Below are 17,841 nucleotides of genomic sequence, written 5' to 3' on the forward strand. Positions count from 1 at the left end.
TTCGTCATGCGTTCGTAATATTAAGCGCTTTGCGCAGAATAAACGGACAGACAATCAAGAAAGCATATTCCGGGCTAAATATTGACCCGGTAAAAAACAGCGACACCGGAGTAAACAGATAAAGCTGCACGCGAAAGTTCTGGTTATCACCAAACGCGTTAATCATCATTTTGAAAACTTTAAACAGATACCACAGCGTCAACAGTACGGCGAACCACGAAAAATAAATAATTAACAGATACAGACCATTGTCTATGGTTTTACCGACATCCGCACCGTTAAAGATTCCGAATGATGCAACATATTCGTAAAGTGAGCCGAATCTTACTACACCATCAATATGGGTTAAGGAATAACCCACCATAACCAGCGGACCAATGATGCGATAATAGGACGAGGACCCTTCCGTTCCCAAATCACCCAGACGTTCTGAGATGTATGGGAAAGCAAATATCACGCCTACCATAAATACCGTCAGGGAGATAATCGCCAGCGGCAGTTTTTTCTTAATCGCATCTTTGTTCAGGTACTGGAACGCCCACTCCAGCAGGTAAAACAGGATAAATGTCATTACCCCTGAGAACGACCCAGACAGAACGATTCCTGCAAGAATCATAGCATCGGTCTTAGGCGTTTTGATACCAAACTGTTTGATGCTGAGCCAAATTGAGATTAACGCCAGAGCGAAAAACGCCGGTTCAAAATAGAGGGCTGTAGTACGCTTCCCGCCAAACTTAATGAAGTTCAATACATAGCTGTTACTGTAAATGAGATATTTCGAAATTATCTCCATCAGGCTACTGCCGCCGGTGAGAATAATTTGTGCCATCTCCATAGCAGCAAGCATGACAATTAACGCAACGGCAATATAAAAGAACCTAAGGATTTTCCGATAATTGTGCGGAGAAATAGTTTTAAACCGAATACTCCAGACCATTCCGATAATAATGACAATATAAACAAACAGCATGGTCGACGTGACGTATTTACTGGCATCCAGCGACTGGCCAAAGATGTAGTTAAACAGCGTCAGGCCCGTGCCCAGCCCCAGGGCAATCATCAGCTTCTTCAGGTTGATTTTATCGACATACAGCAGAAGCAGAACGGGCAAGAAGGTAACGATGGTTATCGGGAAGCTTTCGCCGAGCTGGGCAATTTTGACATTGACCAGCAGGTAGATCAGCGGCAGCAGCAGATAACTACAGATTCTGATAGAACGAGACATACTCCTCCAGCATCTGTTGTCCACTGTAGGCCTTGCGGCTGCGGTTGCGGAACGATTCCAGGTCAGTGCCAAAAACGGCCTCGGCGATCTGCGCCTTCGGCAGCTGGACCAGAGGCAAGACCTCCTGCTCCGCAAAGGTTTTCCCGCCGGATTTTTCCAGCACTTCACGCGCCGCATCGCTGTGGGTGGCGATGACCGGCACGCCGATGGAGAGCGCTTCGCAGAGGATCAGCGGGTAGTTATCCACGCGCGAGCTAAACACCAGCGCATCCATAGCATTCAGCGCGCTCATTAGTTTGCGCTTGTCGGTTTCAAACCCGTGGTTCACCACGTTGGCCCCTTCGAACGGCGAAAACTTGCCGAAGGTGTGAAGCTCTATCTTGTCGCCCAGCGCCATCATGTCGCGCACCAGCTGCTGGTTGGTTTTACCGTCGTAACGCAGGTCGTGCGCAACGACAGCGATTTTCGGTTTGCCTGCGGTTTCCGCTACCGGCGTCAGTTCCGCAAGGATGGCTTCCGTCGCCACGTCGATGCCGTTGTTGATAATCTGGCAGCGCCCTGCCCCGTACAGGCTGTTGAAGGCATCGGCCACGTGCTGGCTCGGAGAGATGAACGTACAGCCGAGCGAGAGCATATCGCGAAACAGCTGGCGCTTTCCGTCCACCAGCTGATGGGCGCGGTCCACCTTCACCGGCGGGTAGTTACTCAAGGTCGGGCATTTCTGGCAGTTATCTTTCCAGCCTTCGCAGCCATCGGTAAACGCGCAGCGGCCCGTCACGCTCCAGTGATCGTGCAGCGTCCAGACGAAGCGGGTGTCGGGCTTGTGGGCCTGCACCTTCTGACAAAACGCCACCACCTCTTCCAGATTCAGCCAGTAGCTGTGCAGCACGTGAAAATGCAGCACGACCGGGCCAGGCGTGCGCGTCACGGTACGATAAAGGGTGTTCAGGTTGCCAAAGAGGTCGCGGTTAAAGAGACGGAACAACGCAATGTTGGCAATCGAGGTCAGACGCGGCGTGTGCTTGTGCACCTGCGGGTAGCTATCGTGGCTGACGCTTTTCTTGCCGCCTTTGCCATAGCCGTAAATAAACCGGGACTGAAGACCTTTTTGCAGCGCGCGCTGGTGCAGATCCAGCGCCACGCCTGCTGCTCCGCCTTCTGCGAGGCGTACGTTAAATTGCAGAATGTTCATTTAATCACCTTCACGCGGGCTTTTTCTCCCACCACCAGCGCGTTATCCGGAATGCTGTCCAGCACCACGCTGCCAGCACCAATCGTGACGTTGTTACCTATCGTGATGTCACCAACGATCACCACGTTCGCGCCCAGCTCGACGTTGTTGCCGATGACCGGGCAGGCCAGGCTGTCAGGCCCGCGGTTGCCAATGGTGACCGCATGACGAATGGTGAAATCATCCCCGGCGACCACGAACTTGTTGATCACCACCGCATAGCCGTGGTGGATGGTGAAGCGGCGGCCAATGGTGGCAGCGGCCTGAATCTCATAGCCAAAAAAGCATTCGGTAATGATGCGGTACAGGATCAGCACCGGTGCCGCCCAGATATTGTTCAGCACGTTTTTCTTACGCCACACCGAGCAAAAATGCGCGATACGGTAGGCCAGAACCATGCAGCACGGGCGCAGGCTCCAGCTGTTAGCGCGGCAATCTTCCAGAAACATTATTTCCCCCGAAGTCCATCAGCCAGGCGCTTGCCGTTACGCACGGACAGCAGCGTCAGCAGCGTGCGCCAGTTCATGCGCTTATTGCGGATCTGATAGAGGGTAAAGAGCTGATATTTACGGCTGGCGCGGTCAAACTTGTCCTTGTGCTTGCGGTAAAAATGGAAGTAGCCGGAGAATTTCTTCGGCGAGGAGGTGATTTGCATCTCCCCGTGGTTGATATGCAGGATCTGCGTGGCCTCTTCCACTTTCCACGGCTCGCCGTACTCCACGACCATGCGCAGGAAGATGTCGTAATCCTGCGCGGCCTTCAGTTCGGTATCGAACAGGCACTCTTTAAAGCGCCATGCCCAGGTAAAGACCTGGTTACCAATAATGTTGCGCTTGTAGAACAGGCGACGGGAGTACGGTGATTTCGGGTACAGCGGCAGGCTGGCAGGCTGCGAATAAACCTCGCCCTGGCAGACATAGTCGTTGGCATACAGGAAAGCGTGCGTCACCAGCTGCTCTTTGTGCGACAGGAAGATAGACAGGCGGTTCGGCGTCCATTCGTCATCGTCGTCAATGCCGGTCAGATACTGCCCTTTGGCCTGCATAATCGCCTGGTTACGCACCGCACAGGCGCCGGAGTTTATTGCGTTGTGGGTATAGACCACCCGCGGGTCGTTGAGGTCAGTGACAAATTTTTGCAGCTGTTCATACGAGGAAGAACAGTCATCCACGATGATCAGTTCCCAGTTATCGTAATCCTGACGTAAAACCGACTTAATTGCGCGGATCGCCAGCTGCTGACGATTCCATGTCGGCATATAGATTGATACTAAAGGGCGTTGTGTGGTCATGGTCTTCCCCTTATCCCTCACCCCGACCCTCTCCCGGAGGGAGAGGGAGAAAAGCTGCACCGTGCAGTCCCCTCTCCCCTCTGGGGAGAGGGTTAGGGTGAGGGGGTTATGTGTATGTTTTTTTTATTTACTGTCAGACTTATATTCGTACTCGTAATAGCCGTAATCCTGGTACCCGGTGGCGCGGCGGAAGATGGAGTTCAGAATCACCCCTTTCACCTCAATACCGTTCTGCTCGAAGCGGCTCAGGCTGGTTTCCACTTCCTTCAGCGTGTTCACCGCGTAGCGCGCCACCATCAGTGTGGTACCCGCCAGACGACCCACTACGGCCGCGTCGGTTACGGCCAGAATTGGCGGCGTATCGATCAGCACCAGGTCGTAGTTCTTGCTCGCCCACTCCACCAGTTCGGTAAAGCGTTCGCTCATCAGCAGTTCGGACGGGTTAGGCGGTACCTGGCCGCGCGGGATCAGGTCAAATTTTGGTACCGTAGTCGGCTTCGCGCTCTGGCTGATTTCACCTTTACCGAGGAGGATCTCCGACAGACCGTTGACGTTGTTGGTGCCCAGCAGCTCGTGGGTGTAGCCCTTACGCATATCACAGTCGATCAGCAGCACGCGCTTGTTGGTCTGGCTGACCACCGCCGCCAGGTTGGCACAGACGAAGGTTTTACCGATTGACGGGCTAACGCCGGTCAACATCAGGACGTTGTTTTTAGCCTGCATCATGGCGAAGTGCAGACTGGTACGCAGGCTGCGTATCGCTTCAATCGCCAGGTCGGTTGGGTTACCCACCGCCAGCAGCTGGCTCTGTTTGTAACGCTTAACGCCTTTGATGGTTTTGACGCTGTCGCGGGATTTTTGCCATTCAGACAGCGGGATGCTGGCGTAAACGTTGATACCGTTCTCTTCCAGCGCCTGCGGGCTCTCGATTCCGCGGTTGAACAGCGAACGCAGCAGCACGCCCACGATGGAGAGCATCAGGCCGAGAATAATGCTGCCGAGAATAATCAGCGCTTTCTTCGGCTTCAGCACGCCAGGCTGGGTAATGGCCGGGTCGACGATACGCACGTCACCGACGGTACTGGCTTCGGTGATTTTCAGCTCCTGCTGTTTGTTCAGTAGCTGCATGTAAACCTGCTGTCCGGACTCCACGTCGCGGGTCAGACGCACGATTTCCTGCTGCGTTTTCGGCATCGCGGTCACGCGGTCATTGAGCTTCGCCTTTTCCTCTTCCAGCGTACGGCGTTTTTCCAGCAGCGTGCGGTAGGCCGGGTGACGTTTGGTATAAAGCTTGGAAATCTCCGCCTCTTTGAAGGTCAGCTCGTTGAGCTGCGCGTCAATGTTGACCATCGAATCAAGGACCGATTTCGCCTCAAGCGGCAGGTCGACGGAGTCTTTATCCTGACGATAGGCGTTCAGCTTGTTCTCGGCGTCATCCAGATGAGCGCGAACTTCCGGGAGCTGTTTCGCGAGGAAGGCCAGGCTCTTCGCCGCTTCGGCCGACTTACGCTCGACGTTCTGCTCAAGGTAGTTACGGGTAATGCTGTTCAGGATGTCGCGGATCTGATCCTTATCTTCACCGGTAAAGGTCATGCTCAGCACGCCGGTGTCCTTACCGTTTTCGGTGACGGTGAGGTTGTTTTGCAGATTGTTGATCATCCCCAGCGTGGAGAATTTGGTGACGGTGAATTCGCCGCCCTCCTGGGCGTTGATCGCGCTGACCATCATGCTGACGCCGTCTTTGGTAAGCATCTGCCCGACTTCACCGCGCGCGCTAAAGCCCGCATCGCTGGTCAACTGGTACTGTTTCGGGCCAAGCACCGTCAGGGTAAAGGTCTGATCGGCGGTCCCTTTCGGCAGCACGAAGTCAGTGACCTTCACCGTGTCGTTGTTGCGGCCCATCAGCCGATCCCAGCCGGCACCAAAGATCGGGAAGGTATTTTTGGTGACGGAGATATCGAGCCCGAGGTCGTGAACCGTTTTACCCAGCACCAGACGTGACTGGATGAGCTGAATTTCAGCGTCGGAGGCCGGCGGCTTGTTCGCCAGCGCAGAGCCAATGTCCTGCACCAGCGAGTTCCCGGTGTTCTGCTCGATCTGCACCAGCGCGTCGGCGCTGTAGATAGGCGTGGCGAACAGCGTGTAGACGACGGCCGCAGCGGCAAAGACGGCGGTAATACCCAGTACCCACCACTTTGCCTCTACAACCGTGCCGACCAGGCGCCCAATATCAATTTCATCACTGCCCGAAGTCGGGGCGGCAGAAGGTCTTGTTTTTTCTGTCATTGTTATCCCTGCTGAGCTTTCAGTGCCTGCGCCCACTGTTGGGCAGACTGGTCAAGTAAGGTGTAAACCGCCTCGAAGGCCTCATGGCTTTTGCGATACGGATCGGGGATTTCGCGCTCATTGTCCCAGTGACCAAACAGCATCACCTTGCCGCGCATCTCCGGTGCGATATCGCATAGCGCATGAATATGGCGTTTTTCCATCGCCAGGATCAGGTCATACTCCCGGCACATGCGGCCGGTGACCTGGCGGGCAACGTGCCCGTCAAGAGAGAGGTTATGATCCCGCGCCACGCTCGTCGCACGCTCGTCGGCCCCTTTGCCGACCAGTGCGCCAAGCCCAGCGGAGTCGACCGTTAGCTCAGGCTGGTACTGCTTCAGCAGCCGCTCAGCCGTGGGGGAACGGCAGATGTTCCCCACGCATACCACCAGAATTTTGTTAAACATCGCGGATTACCAGGTATGAATGTCGCGCGCCGTATCCGTCATGTAGCGAACGCCACTGATGGTTGGCAGCAACTGGTTGATCAGGCGGTTCCAGCGGGCGACCGGCGCGGTGGTGACGTACACCACATCGTATGGCTGGAGGCGGAACTCCGTTGCCATCACCAGCGACGTCGCATCGGACATATCCAGCTGATAAATGTTGGCAATCTTGCCTTTCGTACCCTCGCCCTTGAGCGGACGGATAACGAAGATACCGCTGGCGTTCGACGAGGTCAGGTCGATGCCTTCCGCGTTGCCCAGCGCTTCGGTCAGGGTCATACCGCTGAAGTCCATTTTGAGGGTGCTCTGTTTCTTCACTTCACCCATCACGAAGACTTTCAGATCGTCATTGCGCGGTACGTAGAGAATGTCGCCCGGATAGAGCAGGCGGTTCTGGGTCAGATCGCCGTTTTGCATCAGCGCCTGCAGGGAAATGCGCTGCTCTTTGCCTTCGTGGGTCAGCACGACGTTGCGCCAGTCGGCGCCGTCGGTTAAGCCGCCCGCGGCGTTAATGGCGTCCAGCACTGTCAGGGGAACGTTGGTGATGGCCTGCTGGCCCGATTTGTTCACCTGGCCGGAGATGTAGGCTTTTTGCGAGCGGAATGCGGCGATATTAACGTCCACCTGCGGGTCGGCGATGTACTGCGCTAAGCGGCCGGTAATATCACTACGGATCTCGGCAAGCGTTTTCCCGGCTACATGGACTTTACCAATGTAGGGATAGAACATGGTGCCATCTGACTGCACCCAGTTACCGGTGTCGCTTGAGCTGCGGTACTGGCCCGCTGGCGTGGTCAGTTCAGGGTGGTCCCAGACGGTCACGTTAATCACGTCACCCGGCCCCACGCGGTACTGATAGGAGGCAATTTCCTGGTCCAGCGACATATTCGGCTGGGCAACATTCGGACGTGGACGTAATTGTTCGACCAGACGTGGCGTAAGTGGATAAACATTCACCATTTTGTCGAGATCAAAATCGGCATCCTGTTGCTTGATCACATCCTTACCCATTGTTGACATATTGCTGCCGGGAAAGACCGTGCAACCACTCATCAAGGTCACAGACACCAATAATGGCATCAATTTCATTTTGGATTTCATCATTGATTATTTATCACTTTGGCAGAGTAATTATCCTGTGCAATTTAAATAAGCTCGAGTCGTATTGGGTTTCAGCATGCAGTTAATCAATTAGAAATATAACTGGCATCAGTCCTAAAAAAAGCTTATTCATCCATTGGCTATTGACAGAATAATCGAGGCTGATTCACACGCTTTCAGGCACGCTACCGCCCTTGGCTTTCAGTTACCAATCCACTGACTAAACAATGTGTTATGGATAGACACCCTCTTGAGCAAGGTCTTCTGGAAATATATCAACCGCTTGAGATACCCGGCGGATAATGAATAACCATCCCTGAAGACCGAACAATAATAGCAACACCGAGATTTAACATTTGATGCTGGGAGAATTGTTGCAGCTAACCTAATAGCAGGCAAGGAGACAACTGTCCTAATATCGGTTTTTAAGATTAATATTAAGAGCAAATTTTTGACCTTTTAGGATTTTCTTTATATTGACAAAGAGAGAGCAAAAACCATTAACTGCGATATATCCTAAAATGATATTCCTGTAATTAAATATACGTATTCCCCTTATTTACAGCGTCGTCAGATTGCTCTCTTTTTAGCGTTTCGTATTAAGAGAAATCTCAGCCCGGCATTGCAATTTCCCCCGGCTTTATCCATGATCGAAGTGTGACATTCGTCATATAACAGAAGGTATTGCTCTTACTATGGAATGGATTGCCGATCCCTCAATCTGGGCCGGGCTGGTTACGCTGGTCGTCATCGAGTTAGTGCTCGGGATTGATAATCTGGTCTTTATCGCCATCCTCGCTGAAAAACTGCCCCCTTCCCAGCGCGACCGCGCGCGCGTGACGGGTCTGCTGCTGGCGATGGTGATGCGCTTACTGCTGCTGGCCTCTATCTCCTGGCTGGTCACGCTGACTCAGCCGCTGTTCTCCCTTCACGGGCTGAGCTTTAGCGCCCGCGATCTGATTATGCTCTTCGGCGGGTTGTTCCTGCTGTTCAAAGCCACCGTCGAGCTGAACGAGCGGCTCGAAGGCAAAGACAGCGAGAACCCGACCCAGCGCCGCGGGGCGAAATTCTGGCCGGTGGTGGCGCAAATTGTGGTGCTGGATGCGGTCTTCTCCCTGGACTCAGTGATCACCGCCGTCGGGATGGTGGACCATCTTGCGGTGATGATGGCGGCGGTGATTATCGCCATCACGCTGATGGTGATGGCCAGCAAGGCGCTGACACGGTTTGTGAACAGTCACCCGACCATCGTTATCCTCTGTCTGAGCTTCCTGCTGATGATTGGCTTTAGCCTGGTGGCCGACGGCTTTGGGTTCCACATTCCGAAAGGCTACCTCTACGCCGCCATCGGTTTCTCCGTCATGATTGAGGCGCTTAACCAGCTGGCGATATTTAACCGCCGCCGCTTCCTTTCCGCGAATCAGACCCTGCGCCAGCGCACGGCCGACACGGTCATGCGCCTGCTAAGCGGCAAGAAAGAGGATGCGGAGCTGGACGCTGAATCCTCCTCTATGCTGGCCGATCACAGCGACGGGCAGATCTTTAACCCGCAGGAGCGGCTGATGATTGAGCGGGTACTCAACCTTAATCAGCGCACGGTCAGCAGCATCATGACGTCGCGCCATGACATTGAGCATATCGACCTGACGGCCCCGGAAGCGCAAATCCGCGCCCTGCTGGATAAAAACCAGCACACCCGCGTGGTGGTCACCGGCGGCGAAGAGGAAGAGGAGCTGCTGGGCGTGGTTCATATCATCGACCTGCTGCAACAGCAGCTGCACGGCGAGACGCTCAATCTCCGCGCCCTGGTGCGCCAGCCGCTGGTTTTCCCGGAGGGGCTACCGCTGCTTTCGGCCCTTGAACAATTCCGTAACGCGCGCACGCACTTTGCCTTTGTGGTGGATGAGTTTGGATCGGTTGAAGGACTGGTCACGCTCAGCGACGTGATGGAAACCATCGCCGGTAATTTACCCAATGAGGTGGATGAGATTGATGCCCGCCATGATATCCAGAAAAACGCAGACGGCTCATGGACGGCCAACGGCCATATGCCGCTTGAAGACCTGGTGCAGTATGTGCCGCTGCCGCTGGATGAAAAACGGGAGTATCACACCATTGCGGGTCTGCTGATGGAGTATTTACAGCGTATTCCACAGCCGGGAGAAGAGGTTCAGGTGGGCGACTATCTGCTGAAAACATTGCAGATTGAAAACCATCGCGTGCAGAAGGTTCAGCTCATCCCGCTGCAGGACGAGGAAGAACTGGATTTTGAGGTGTAGGTAAAAAAAACGGCAACCAGGTTGCCGTTTTAGGGTTTGCTCCCTCTCCCGTGGGAGAGGGATGGGGTGAGGGCATTAGGCCGCACTGGCAGCCGGGTAAGGCAAAGCCGCCACCCGGCACAACAGGCATCACAGCTTATCGAGCAGCTTTTTCACATCCTTTCCGGTCTGTGAATCTTTATTACGATCCGCCCAGCTGTTAAGCCGACGTTTGGCTTCATCCTGCAGATGCTTACGCAGGATCTGATCCACCTGAAGGCTGTAATTCAGCGCCTGCCATTTGCCGTAAACGCGCAGCGGGATCGGCGTCTCTTTCAGGAAGTCGATGAGCGAGCTTTCGCCCTGCCAGCCGGAAAGCACCCGGACATTAAAGCGCGTGTCCGCCGTCTCTTTCACCAGATCCATCGAGCCATCGCCCGTCAGCGAGAGCATGGAAGAGGTTCCCTGCATATCGGCAAGCGCAAGCAGTCCGTTATCCAGCGTCAGGTCTGTGGTGAAGCTGTCGAGGCGCGTGGCGCTGTCGTAGTTCTCCTGGGCTTTCACGTCGCTGCTGCGCTCAACCGCCTGCTGCACCAGCTGCTGGAAGTTAAGCCCTTCCATACGCGAGTCTTTTAAGTCGATATGCGCCTGCCCCTGCCACTCGCGGCGGAAGGCATCGGCATCAATTTTTGTGCCCGAGAAGTCACCCGCCAGCGTCAGCTGCCCCGTCAGGGATATCGGGTAGTTAAACGCCTTCAGGATGGTACCGATCTCAACGTTGTCGAGACGCGGCTGGAATTCGGCGCTGGCAATATCTTTACGGACATCCAGCGTGCCGGGCAGGGAGAGGTGCCCTGCCCCCATCTTGCCGCTCAGCTCGGAGATCACCAGCAAACCGTTATGGTTAAACATCTGGCTACTCACGTCGGTAAAATCAATGCCGCGCCAGCGCAGGCTATTGGCTTTCAGCAGAATATCCGCCGTGAATCCGCGCAGGGCGTTATAGTCAGGCTGATCGAGATTCGACGAGATAACCGGACGTGATATCGGTGCCTGGCTTTGCCCCGTTTGCACGGCATCGCCGTCCGTTGCGCTTGCAGGCAGAGGCGGCAGCAGGTTTTCCAGATTGAGCTTGTCGAACTGCAGGTTCAGCACCCACTTCGGTTTCTCTTCGAGCGAGACGCTCGCCTGCCCCTTCAGAGTGCTGTCATTCGCCTGCAGGTTGAGGTTATCCAGCTCCAGCTGCTTTTGTTCTTCGCGCCACACGGCCTGCAGCGTCCCCTGCCCGGTAATCCCCTGGGTAGGGAGATCGGCGCCCGTTAGCTGCCAGTTAAGCTGCTGAACGTCGGCGGTGAGCTGATGCGGATAGTCTGCGGCGTTGACGCTGGCATTCAGCGACAGGGTGAGATCGCGCTGATCGCGGGTCACGCGCCCGCTAAAGTCCACCGTGGCAAGATGGTGAGCGTCCTGTTCCATCTGCAGGTTAATGTTGCGAACGGTAACCTGCTCCTCATCCTCATGCTGGAATACCAGCACGCTGTCGGCGACTTTCAGCTTGCCAATATCAAAGGACCAGCCTGTATCAGACGGTTCATCAGGCAGGGTATTTTCATGCGGCGCAACCGGCGCATTTGCATCACGCACGGCTTCGGTTTGCGGGGTAAGCTGAATGACCGCATCTTTCAGCATCACCTGTTTAACCTGCAGCTGATGAGAGAAGAGCGGGATCAGCGCCACATCAAGGCGCATGTTGTCAGCGGAAACCAGCGGCTGGGAAGCCCCCGGCGCCGTGAGCGACATGCGGCCAGAGAGAATGCTGAGCTGCGGCCAGACGTGCCAGCGCAGCGATCCATCAAGCTTCAGTTGATAACCGCTGCGTGCTTCGACCTGCCGCACCATGTAAGCGCGGAAATCGTTAGGGTTAACCAGCAGAACCAACGCCGAAAGGCCAGCAACCAGCACCACCAGCAAAATCATCAGCGTTGTCAGAACTCTTCTCATGGCATCCTCAATGGACTAACGATCAGTCTTTATCAATACGGCTGGCAACCGCACCCTGCTGGTCGCGATATTTTGCGTCCTGCCGGCGGTTATAAGGCCTGTCTGCCGGGCCTGAAAGCGGCTCAAAGCTTAACGCACCGATCATCATGCCGGGACGCAGCGCCAGAGGCAGTTTACCGGCATTGAAGAATTCCAGCACGATACGCCCCGACCAGCCTGGATCGATACGGTGCGCGGTTACGTGAACCATCAGCCCCAGTCGCGCCAGCGAAGAACGGCCATCAAGCCAGCCGACCAGGTCCGAAGGCAGAGTGACGGATTCATACGTCACCGCCAGCGCCAGTTCACCCGGATGCAGATAAAAAGCGTCGCCTTCGTCGATAACGATTTCATCACTCATCACGCGATCGAGCGCGGCGCTGACTTCGTCTTTCGGCCCGCTAAGGTCAATAAACGGTGCGGTATGGCCGCTAAAGGTGCGGAATTTATTCCCCAACCGTACATCAACAGTCACCCCATTGATACGTTCCACGGGTGGACGCGGGGTAATAGACAAACGGCCTTCATCCAGCCAGGCTTCAATATCGCGATCGCAAAGACGCACGGCACTTTCTCCTTTCATGCATCGTACCCTGAGGCGGTAAGCGCTCAGGGTAAAACCAGGTTATCTCTGAACGGTACACAATTCACGCGGCTTATTCAAAAAACTGGCTGATTTTCGCTTTTAAGATATCAATGGCGATGCGGTTTTTACCGCCGCGCGGCACGATGATATCGGCGTATTGTTTGGAGGGCTCAATAAACTGCAGGAACATCGGGCGGACCGTTTTCTGGTATTGCGCCATGACGGAGTCCATCGAACGGCCGCGTTCATTAACGTCACGCTTGATGCGGCGCATCAGGCAGATATCCAGCGGGGTATCGACGAAAATCGAGAAGTTCATGGACTCGCGCAGGCGAGCATCGGTCAGCAGCAGGATACCTTCAAGGATAATGACCTTTTTCGGCTCGATGCGGATCGTTTCCTGGGTGCGGGTGTGTTCTACGTAGCTGTAAACGGGCAGTTCAATCGCCTGGCCGCTCTTAAGCGCTTCTAAATGCTGGAACAGCAAGCTGTGATCCATCGCATTGGGGTGGTCATAGTTGGTTTTGACGCGCTCTTCCATCGACAGATGGGATTGATCTTTGTAATAGCTGTCTTCGGGAATGACGCCGATATGCTCATCACCTACTTGTTCACGCAGTTCGCGGTAAAGCGTACTGGCAATTAGACTTTTACCTGAAGCCGATGCGCCGGCGATGCCTATAATGACGCACTGATGAGACTTATCAGTCATAAATTTAGCGACCTGATTAACCTGGATGTTAAGGAAGGACGACGCCGGAGCGTCAAACGCGGCAATTATAGGGATTTCGCGGGCGTGATACCAGTCGAATGCACAGGTTCTGCGAGACTGCCCGAAAAGTGATGCATTACTCCCTGAGTGAAATTTAAATGAACGTTTTTTCAGCGTTTACCTTTTTTTTCTCGCGGAGTAACTATTTAATAAGTCTATGGTGTCAAATTCTGAGCAGTCGCCATATGAATTGTAAATTGTTTGTACTAGCATAAACCAAATTATCAAATTCACGCGTTCGAACATCTTCCCTGACGGCATGGCGTCTCTGGATAAAGCGGTAATGAATAAACAATACCAGCGGGTTTTGGTTACCACCCCACATCCTTTATTACGACTTGTCTGTCTGGGCCTGGTCACCTTTATCTTTACCTTATTTTCTCTGGAACTCACCCGCTTCGGCACCCTGCTGGCCCCGCTCTGGTTTCCCACCGCCATTATGATGGTAGCGTTTTACCGTCATGCCGGAAAAATGTGGCCAGGCATTGCTCTGGCCTGCTCGTTCGGCAATATTCTGGCCTCGTGGATGCTTTTTTCGTGGGGATCGGTAAGCCTTATCTACCCCTCAATCAACGTGATTGAGGCCGTTATCGGCGCGTTATTCCTGCGCAAACTGCTCCCGTGGTACAACCCGCTGCAGAACCTGAATGACTGGATCCGCGTAGCCATCGGCAGCGCGCTGGTCCCACCGCTGGTGGGCGGCGTTCTGGTATCTCTGCTGGCGCCCGGCCCTGAGACGCTGCGTAATTTCTTCGTGTGGGTGCTGTCAGAGGCCATTGGCGCGCTGGCGCTGGTGCCATTGGGCCTGCTGTTTAAACCGCATTATCTGCTGCGCCACCGTGACCCGAGATTGCTGCTGGAAACGCTGACTACGCTTGCCGTCACGTTAGTCCTTTGCTGGGCAGCCATCACCTGGCTGCCGTGGCCTTTTACCTGCGTTATTGTTCTGCTGATGTGGAGCGCCGTACGTCTGCCGCGGATGGAGGCCTTCCTGGTGTTTCTGGTCACCGTGATGGTCGTGTCGCTGATGATTGCTCGTAACCCGGTGGCGCTAACAACCCAGCACGCCGGGCCGATGATGAACGCGCCGTGGCTGCCGTTCCTGATGCTGCTGCTTCCGGCCAACGTAATGACCATGGTGATGTATGCCTTCCGCGCCGAGCGTAAACACATCACCGAAAGCGAAGAGCGTTTTCGTAATGCGATGGAGTATTCCGCCATCGGCATGGCGCTGGTCAGCATCGAGGGCAAATGGCTTCAGGCCAACAAGGCGCTGTGCAATTTCCTCGGTTACAGCCAGACGGAGCTTCAGTCGCTGACCTTCCAGCAGCTCACCTGGCCGGAAGATCTCCATACCGACCTGGAACAGCTTGAACAGTTGGTCAACGGCGAAATCAATACCTACACCCTCGAGAAGCGCTATTACACCCGCAACGGAGAAGTAGTCTGGGCGCTGCTGGCCGTCTCCGTGGTGCGTCATGCCGACGGCTCGCCGCTCTATTTTATCGCCCAGATTGAAGATATTAACGACCTGAAGCAGACCGAGTGGGTCAATAAACGCCTGATGGAGCGCATTACGCTTGCTAACGAAGCGGGCGGCATCGGCATCTGGGAGTGGGATCTGGAGCCAGACATTATTAGCTGGGATAAGCGGATGTTTGAGCTGTATGAAATTCCGCCGCACATCAAGCCGACCTGGCAGCTCTGGCATGAAACGATGCTGCCGGAAGATCGCGCCCACGCGGAGCAGGTCCTGAGGGACTCTCTGATTTCCCGCCTGCCGTTCAAGCTGGAGTTCCGCATCCGCGTGAAGGAAGGCGTGCGCCATATTCGCTCCCTGGCGAACCGGGTGCTGAATAAGCAGGGTGAAGTTGAACGGCTGCTCGGGATCAACATGGACATGACCGAGGTGAAGCAGCTCAACGAGGCCCTCTTCCAGGAAAAAGAGCGTCTGCACATTACCCTCGACTCCATCGGTGAAGCGGTGCTGTGTACCGATATCAACATGAATGTCACCTTTATGAACCCGGTCGCCGAGAAAATGAGCGGCTGGCTGCAGACCGAGGCCATTGGCCAGCCGGTCCTGACGGTGTTACACATCACCTTCGGTGAAAAAGGGCCGCTGATGGAGAATATTCACAGCGGCGATATGTCCCGTTCCGATATCGATCAGGACGTGGTACTGAACTGCCGCACCGGCGGAAACTTCGATATTCATTACAGCATCACGCCGCTCAGCACGTTGGATGGACAGAGTATTGGCTCCGTTATCGTGATTCAGGACGTCACCGAGTCGCGTAAAATGCTGCGCCAGCTGAGCTACAGCGCCTCCCACGATGCCCTGACCCACCTCGCCAACCGGGTCAGCTTCGAAAGCCATCTCAAGCGGCTCCTGCAGACCGTTCGCGAAACGCGCCAGCGTCACGCCCTGGTCTTTATCGACCTCGATCGCTTTAAGGCCGTCAACGATACGGCAGGCCATGCCGCCGGCGATGCGTTGCTGCGGGAACTCTCTTCCTTAATGCTGACCATGCTTCGCTCCAGCGACGTGCTGGCGCGCCTGGGCGGGGACGAATTCGGGTTACTGTTACCGGACTGCAATATTGAAAGCGCACGCTATATCGCCAACCGCCTGATCCAGACCATCAATGACTACCACTTTATGTGGGAAGGCCGTCTGCACCGGATCGGCGCCAGCGCCGGGATCACGCTGATTGATGAAAATAACCATCAGGCGTCTGAGATCATGTCGCAGGCGGACATTGCCTGTTATGCCTCGAAAAACGGCGGGCGCGGCATGGTGACGGTTTACGAACCCCAGCAGGAGCGGGATCGCAGCACGCGCAGCATGATGTCGCTTGACGAGCAGTGGCACATGATTAAAGACAATCACCTGATGATGATTGCCCGCAGCGTTGCCTCCCCGCGCATTCCGGAAAGCAGTAATTTCTGGCTGATTTCACTACGCCTGTGGACCAGCCAGGGCGAAGTCCAGGAAGAGCACGCCTTCCGCTCGGGCCTGGCGGAGCCTGAGCTTTTTCACGCCCTCGACAGACGTATCTTTAGCGAGTTTTTCCGCGCCTTTGCGGCACAGATCGCCAGTAAAGGTATGGGTATCGCTCTTCCGCTTTCTGAGGCCGGTTTAGCCAGCGTGACGCTGGTCGATGAACTTCTCGACCTGCTGGATAAAAGCCCGATGCCTGGTCGTCTCCTGCATCTGGTTATCTCAGCCGACGTGGTGTGCAGCCCGGATAAGAACCTGCAGCGGGGTCTGCAAAAGCTTCGCCAGGCGGGCTGTCGCATCATCTTCAGCCAGGTGGGCCGCGACATGAACGTCTTTACCCACCTGAGCGCGAACATGGCCGACTATCTGATGCTGGACGCGGAAGTGGTGACCAACGTTTATGGCAATCTGATGGATGAAATGATGGTCACCATCGTACAGGGCCATGCCCAGCGTCTGGGCATGAAGACCATAGCCGGCCCCTGCAATCAGCCCATCATGATGGATACGCTTTCCGGCATCGGTATTGATTTTATCTTTGGCGACACCATCGCCGAGCCGCAGCCGCTGGATTTACTTCTTAATACCAGCTATTTCGCCATCAACTGACGGCGTCCAGCCGTCGGTATACCAGATATGCAGCAGCGCGTAGGAGCGCCACGGCTGCCAGCGTTCGGCATAGCGCCGAATTTGCGCTGGCGTCATCCCGGCGAAGCGCTGCTTAATCAGATAATCATCCGGCAGAAACACATCTTTCGCCTGCCAGCCGCGCAGGGCCAGGTAGTTTGCCGTCCAGCGGCCAATTCCCGGGCGCTGCTGTAACGCCTTCATCCCCTCCTCAATATTCGCGGGCGGGAAAAGCGGAAACGTCCCGTCGATGACCGACTGCGCCAGATGAATCAACGACTCCGCACGCTTTACCGGCATGCCCAGCGCTTTCAGCGCCAGCGGGTCCGCTGCCGCCAGCGCCTGCGGCGTGGGGAAGCAGAGATAGCCAGGGCAATCCGCCACGGGTTCACCGCACAGCGCCACCACGCGCGAGGCCAGCTTCGCCGCCATCGCCACGCTCACCAGCTGTCCGAGAATCGCCCGGACGCCCTGCTCGTACGCGTCCATCGCCCCCGGCAAGCGCAAGCCCGGCCGGGCAGCACCGAGGTCGCCCAGCGTCTGCGCAATATGCTGGGGGTTGCAGGCGAGATCGAACAGGCACGCGATGCGTTCAAGACACGTCTGCGCAACCGGGATTAACCCCGGGCTGAGCGTCACGCTCAGCGTATGGGTGGCGATATCCGGCGTAACGCGAAAGATCCCCTGATGTCCTTCGCAGGCAAAACTGCGCTCATAGTAATCGCTCGTGACGGTTTCAACGCCCGTTACCGCACGCGCGCCAAGAAAGCCAAACATCCACTGCCAGTCGTAAGGGGGAAGCCAGGTCAGGGTGTACATCGTCTCTCCTTTTAGGTTCTCCACAGCATAAACGGAAAGGTCCTGTTTTGCCTTGCTTTCATATTCCTGTTGTCGCCGGACGGGCATTCCGCTAAAGTCTCGCCCCTTCTCACTGG

13 protein-coding genes are annotated in these 17,841 nt (G+C 55.4%); 2 read left to right on the forward strand and 11 right to left on the reverse strand.

Translation table 11 applies throughout. The features are described 5' to 3' along the window. Positions 1-4: 4 nt before the first annotated feature. The 7 genes from wcaD to ABR39_RS07945 form a co-directional block, all read right to left on the reverse strand. Entirely contained in the window at positions 5-1,225 is a 1,221-nt protein-coding gene (wcaD, locus tag ABR39_RS07915) for a colanic acid polymerase WcaD (RefSeq protein ID WP_047346492.1), read from the reverse strand. Further along, on the reverse strand, positions 1,200-2,417 hold the full coding sequence (gene wcaC / locus ABR39_RS07920; RefSeq protein WP_047346493.1) for a colanic acid biosynthesis glycosyltransferase WcaC: 1,218 nt from the start codon (positions 2,415-2,417) through the stop codon (positions 1,200-1,202). The genes wcaD and wcaC overlap by 26 nt, the downstream gene beginning before the upstream one ends. Then, positions 2,414-2,905, reverse strand: coding sequence for a colanic acid biosynthesis acetyltransferase WcaB (gene wcaB, locus ABR39_RS07925; RefSeq protein WP_047346494.1), 492 nt, complete (start codon positions 2,903-2,905; stop codon positions 2,414-2,416). The genes wcaC and wcaB overlap by 4 nt, the downstream gene beginning before the upstream one ends. Then, a complete protein-coding gene (gene wcaA, locus ABR39_RS07930) occupies positions 2,905-3,747 on the reverse strand; it encodes a colanic acid biosynthesis glycosyltransferase WcaA (protein ID WP_023312403.1) in 843 nt (280 codons plus the stop codon). The genes wcaB and wcaA overlap by 1 nt, the downstream gene beginning before the upstream one ends. 123 nt (positions 3,748-3,870) lie before the next feature. Further along, entirely contained in the window at positions 3,871-6,033 is a 2,163-nt protein-coding gene (gene wzc, locus ABR39_RS07935; RefSeq protein WP_047346495.1) for a tyrosine-protein kinase Wzc, read from the reverse strand. A gap of 2 nt (positions 6,034-6,035) precedes the next feature. Then, positions 6,036-6,479 (reverse strand): low molecular weight protein-tyrosine-phosphatase Wzb, encoded by a 444-nt coding sequence (gene wzb / locus ABR39_RS07940; RefSeq protein ID WP_047346496.1) that lies wholly within the window; start codon positions 6,477-6,479, stop codon positions 6,036-6,038. A gap of 6 nt (positions 6,480-6,485) precedes the next feature. Beyond that, positions 6,486-7,622, reverse strand: coding sequence for a polysaccharide export protein (locus ABR39_RS07945; protein ID WP_042719349.1), 1,137 nt, complete (start codon positions 7,620-7,622; stop codon positions 6,486-6,488). Positions 7,623-8,314: 692 nt separating this feature from the next. Between ABR39_RS07945 and ABR39_RS07950 the strand changes: the two genes are divergently transcribed. After that, positions 8,315-9,898: a TerC family protein gene (locus ABR39_RS07950; RefSeq protein ID WP_047346497.1), complete on the forward strand. Its 1,584-nt coding sequence runs from the start codon at positions 8,315-8,317 to the stop codon at positions 9,896-9,898. Between the two features lie 129 nt (positions 9,899-10,027). Here the strand turns inward: ABR39_RS07950 and asmA are convergent, their stop codons facing one another. The 3 genes from asmA to udk form a co-directional block, all read right to left on the reverse strand. Further along, on the reverse strand, positions 10,028-11,878 hold the full coding sequence (gene asmA, locus ABR39_RS07955; protein WP_047346498.1) for an outer membrane assembly protein AsmA: 1,851 nt from the start codon (positions 11,876-11,878) through the stop codon (positions 10,028-10,030). 22 nt (positions 11,879-11,900) lie between these two features. Further along, positions 11,901-12,482, reverse strand: coding sequence for a dCTP deaminase (gene dcd, locus ABR39_RS07960; protein ID WP_047346799.1), 582 nt, complete (start codon positions 12,480-12,482; stop codon positions 11,901-11,903). Positions 12,483-12,573: 91 nt separating this feature from the next. Beyond that, complete coding sequence (gene udk / locus ABR39_RS07965; RefSeq protein ID WP_008500855.1) at positions 12,574-13,215, reverse strand: uridine kinase; 642 nt, start codon at positions 13,213-13,215, stop codon at positions 12,574-12,576. Between the two features lie 343 nt (positions 13,216-13,558). Between udk and ABR39_RS07970 the strand changes: the two genes are divergently transcribed. Continuing rightward, complete coding sequence (locus tag ABR39_RS07970; RefSeq protein ID WP_047346499.1) at positions 13,559-16,888, forward strand: diguanylate cyclase; 3,330 nt, start codon at positions 13,559-13,561, stop codon at positions 16,886-16,888. On the opposite strand, the gene alkA is transcribed toward ABR39_RS07970, so the two are convergent. Beyond that, positions 16,853-17,725 carry a DNA-3-methyladenine glycosylase 2 gene (gene alkA / locus ABR39_RS07975; protein ID WP_047346500.1) on the reverse strand — a complete coding sequence of 291 codons (873 nt, stop codon included), beginning with the start codon at positions 17,723-17,725 and terminating at the stop codon, positions 16,853-16,855. The genes ABR39_RS07970 and alkA overlap by 36 nt on opposite strands. Positions 17,726-17,841: the final 116 nt, after the last annotated feature.

This window comes from Enterobacter genomosp. O (genome assembly GCF_001022965.1).
In the GTDB taxonomy this organism is placed as follows: Bacteria; Pseudomonadota; Gammaproteobacteria; order Enterobacterales; family Enterobacteriaceae; genus Enterobacter; species Enterobacter cloacae_L.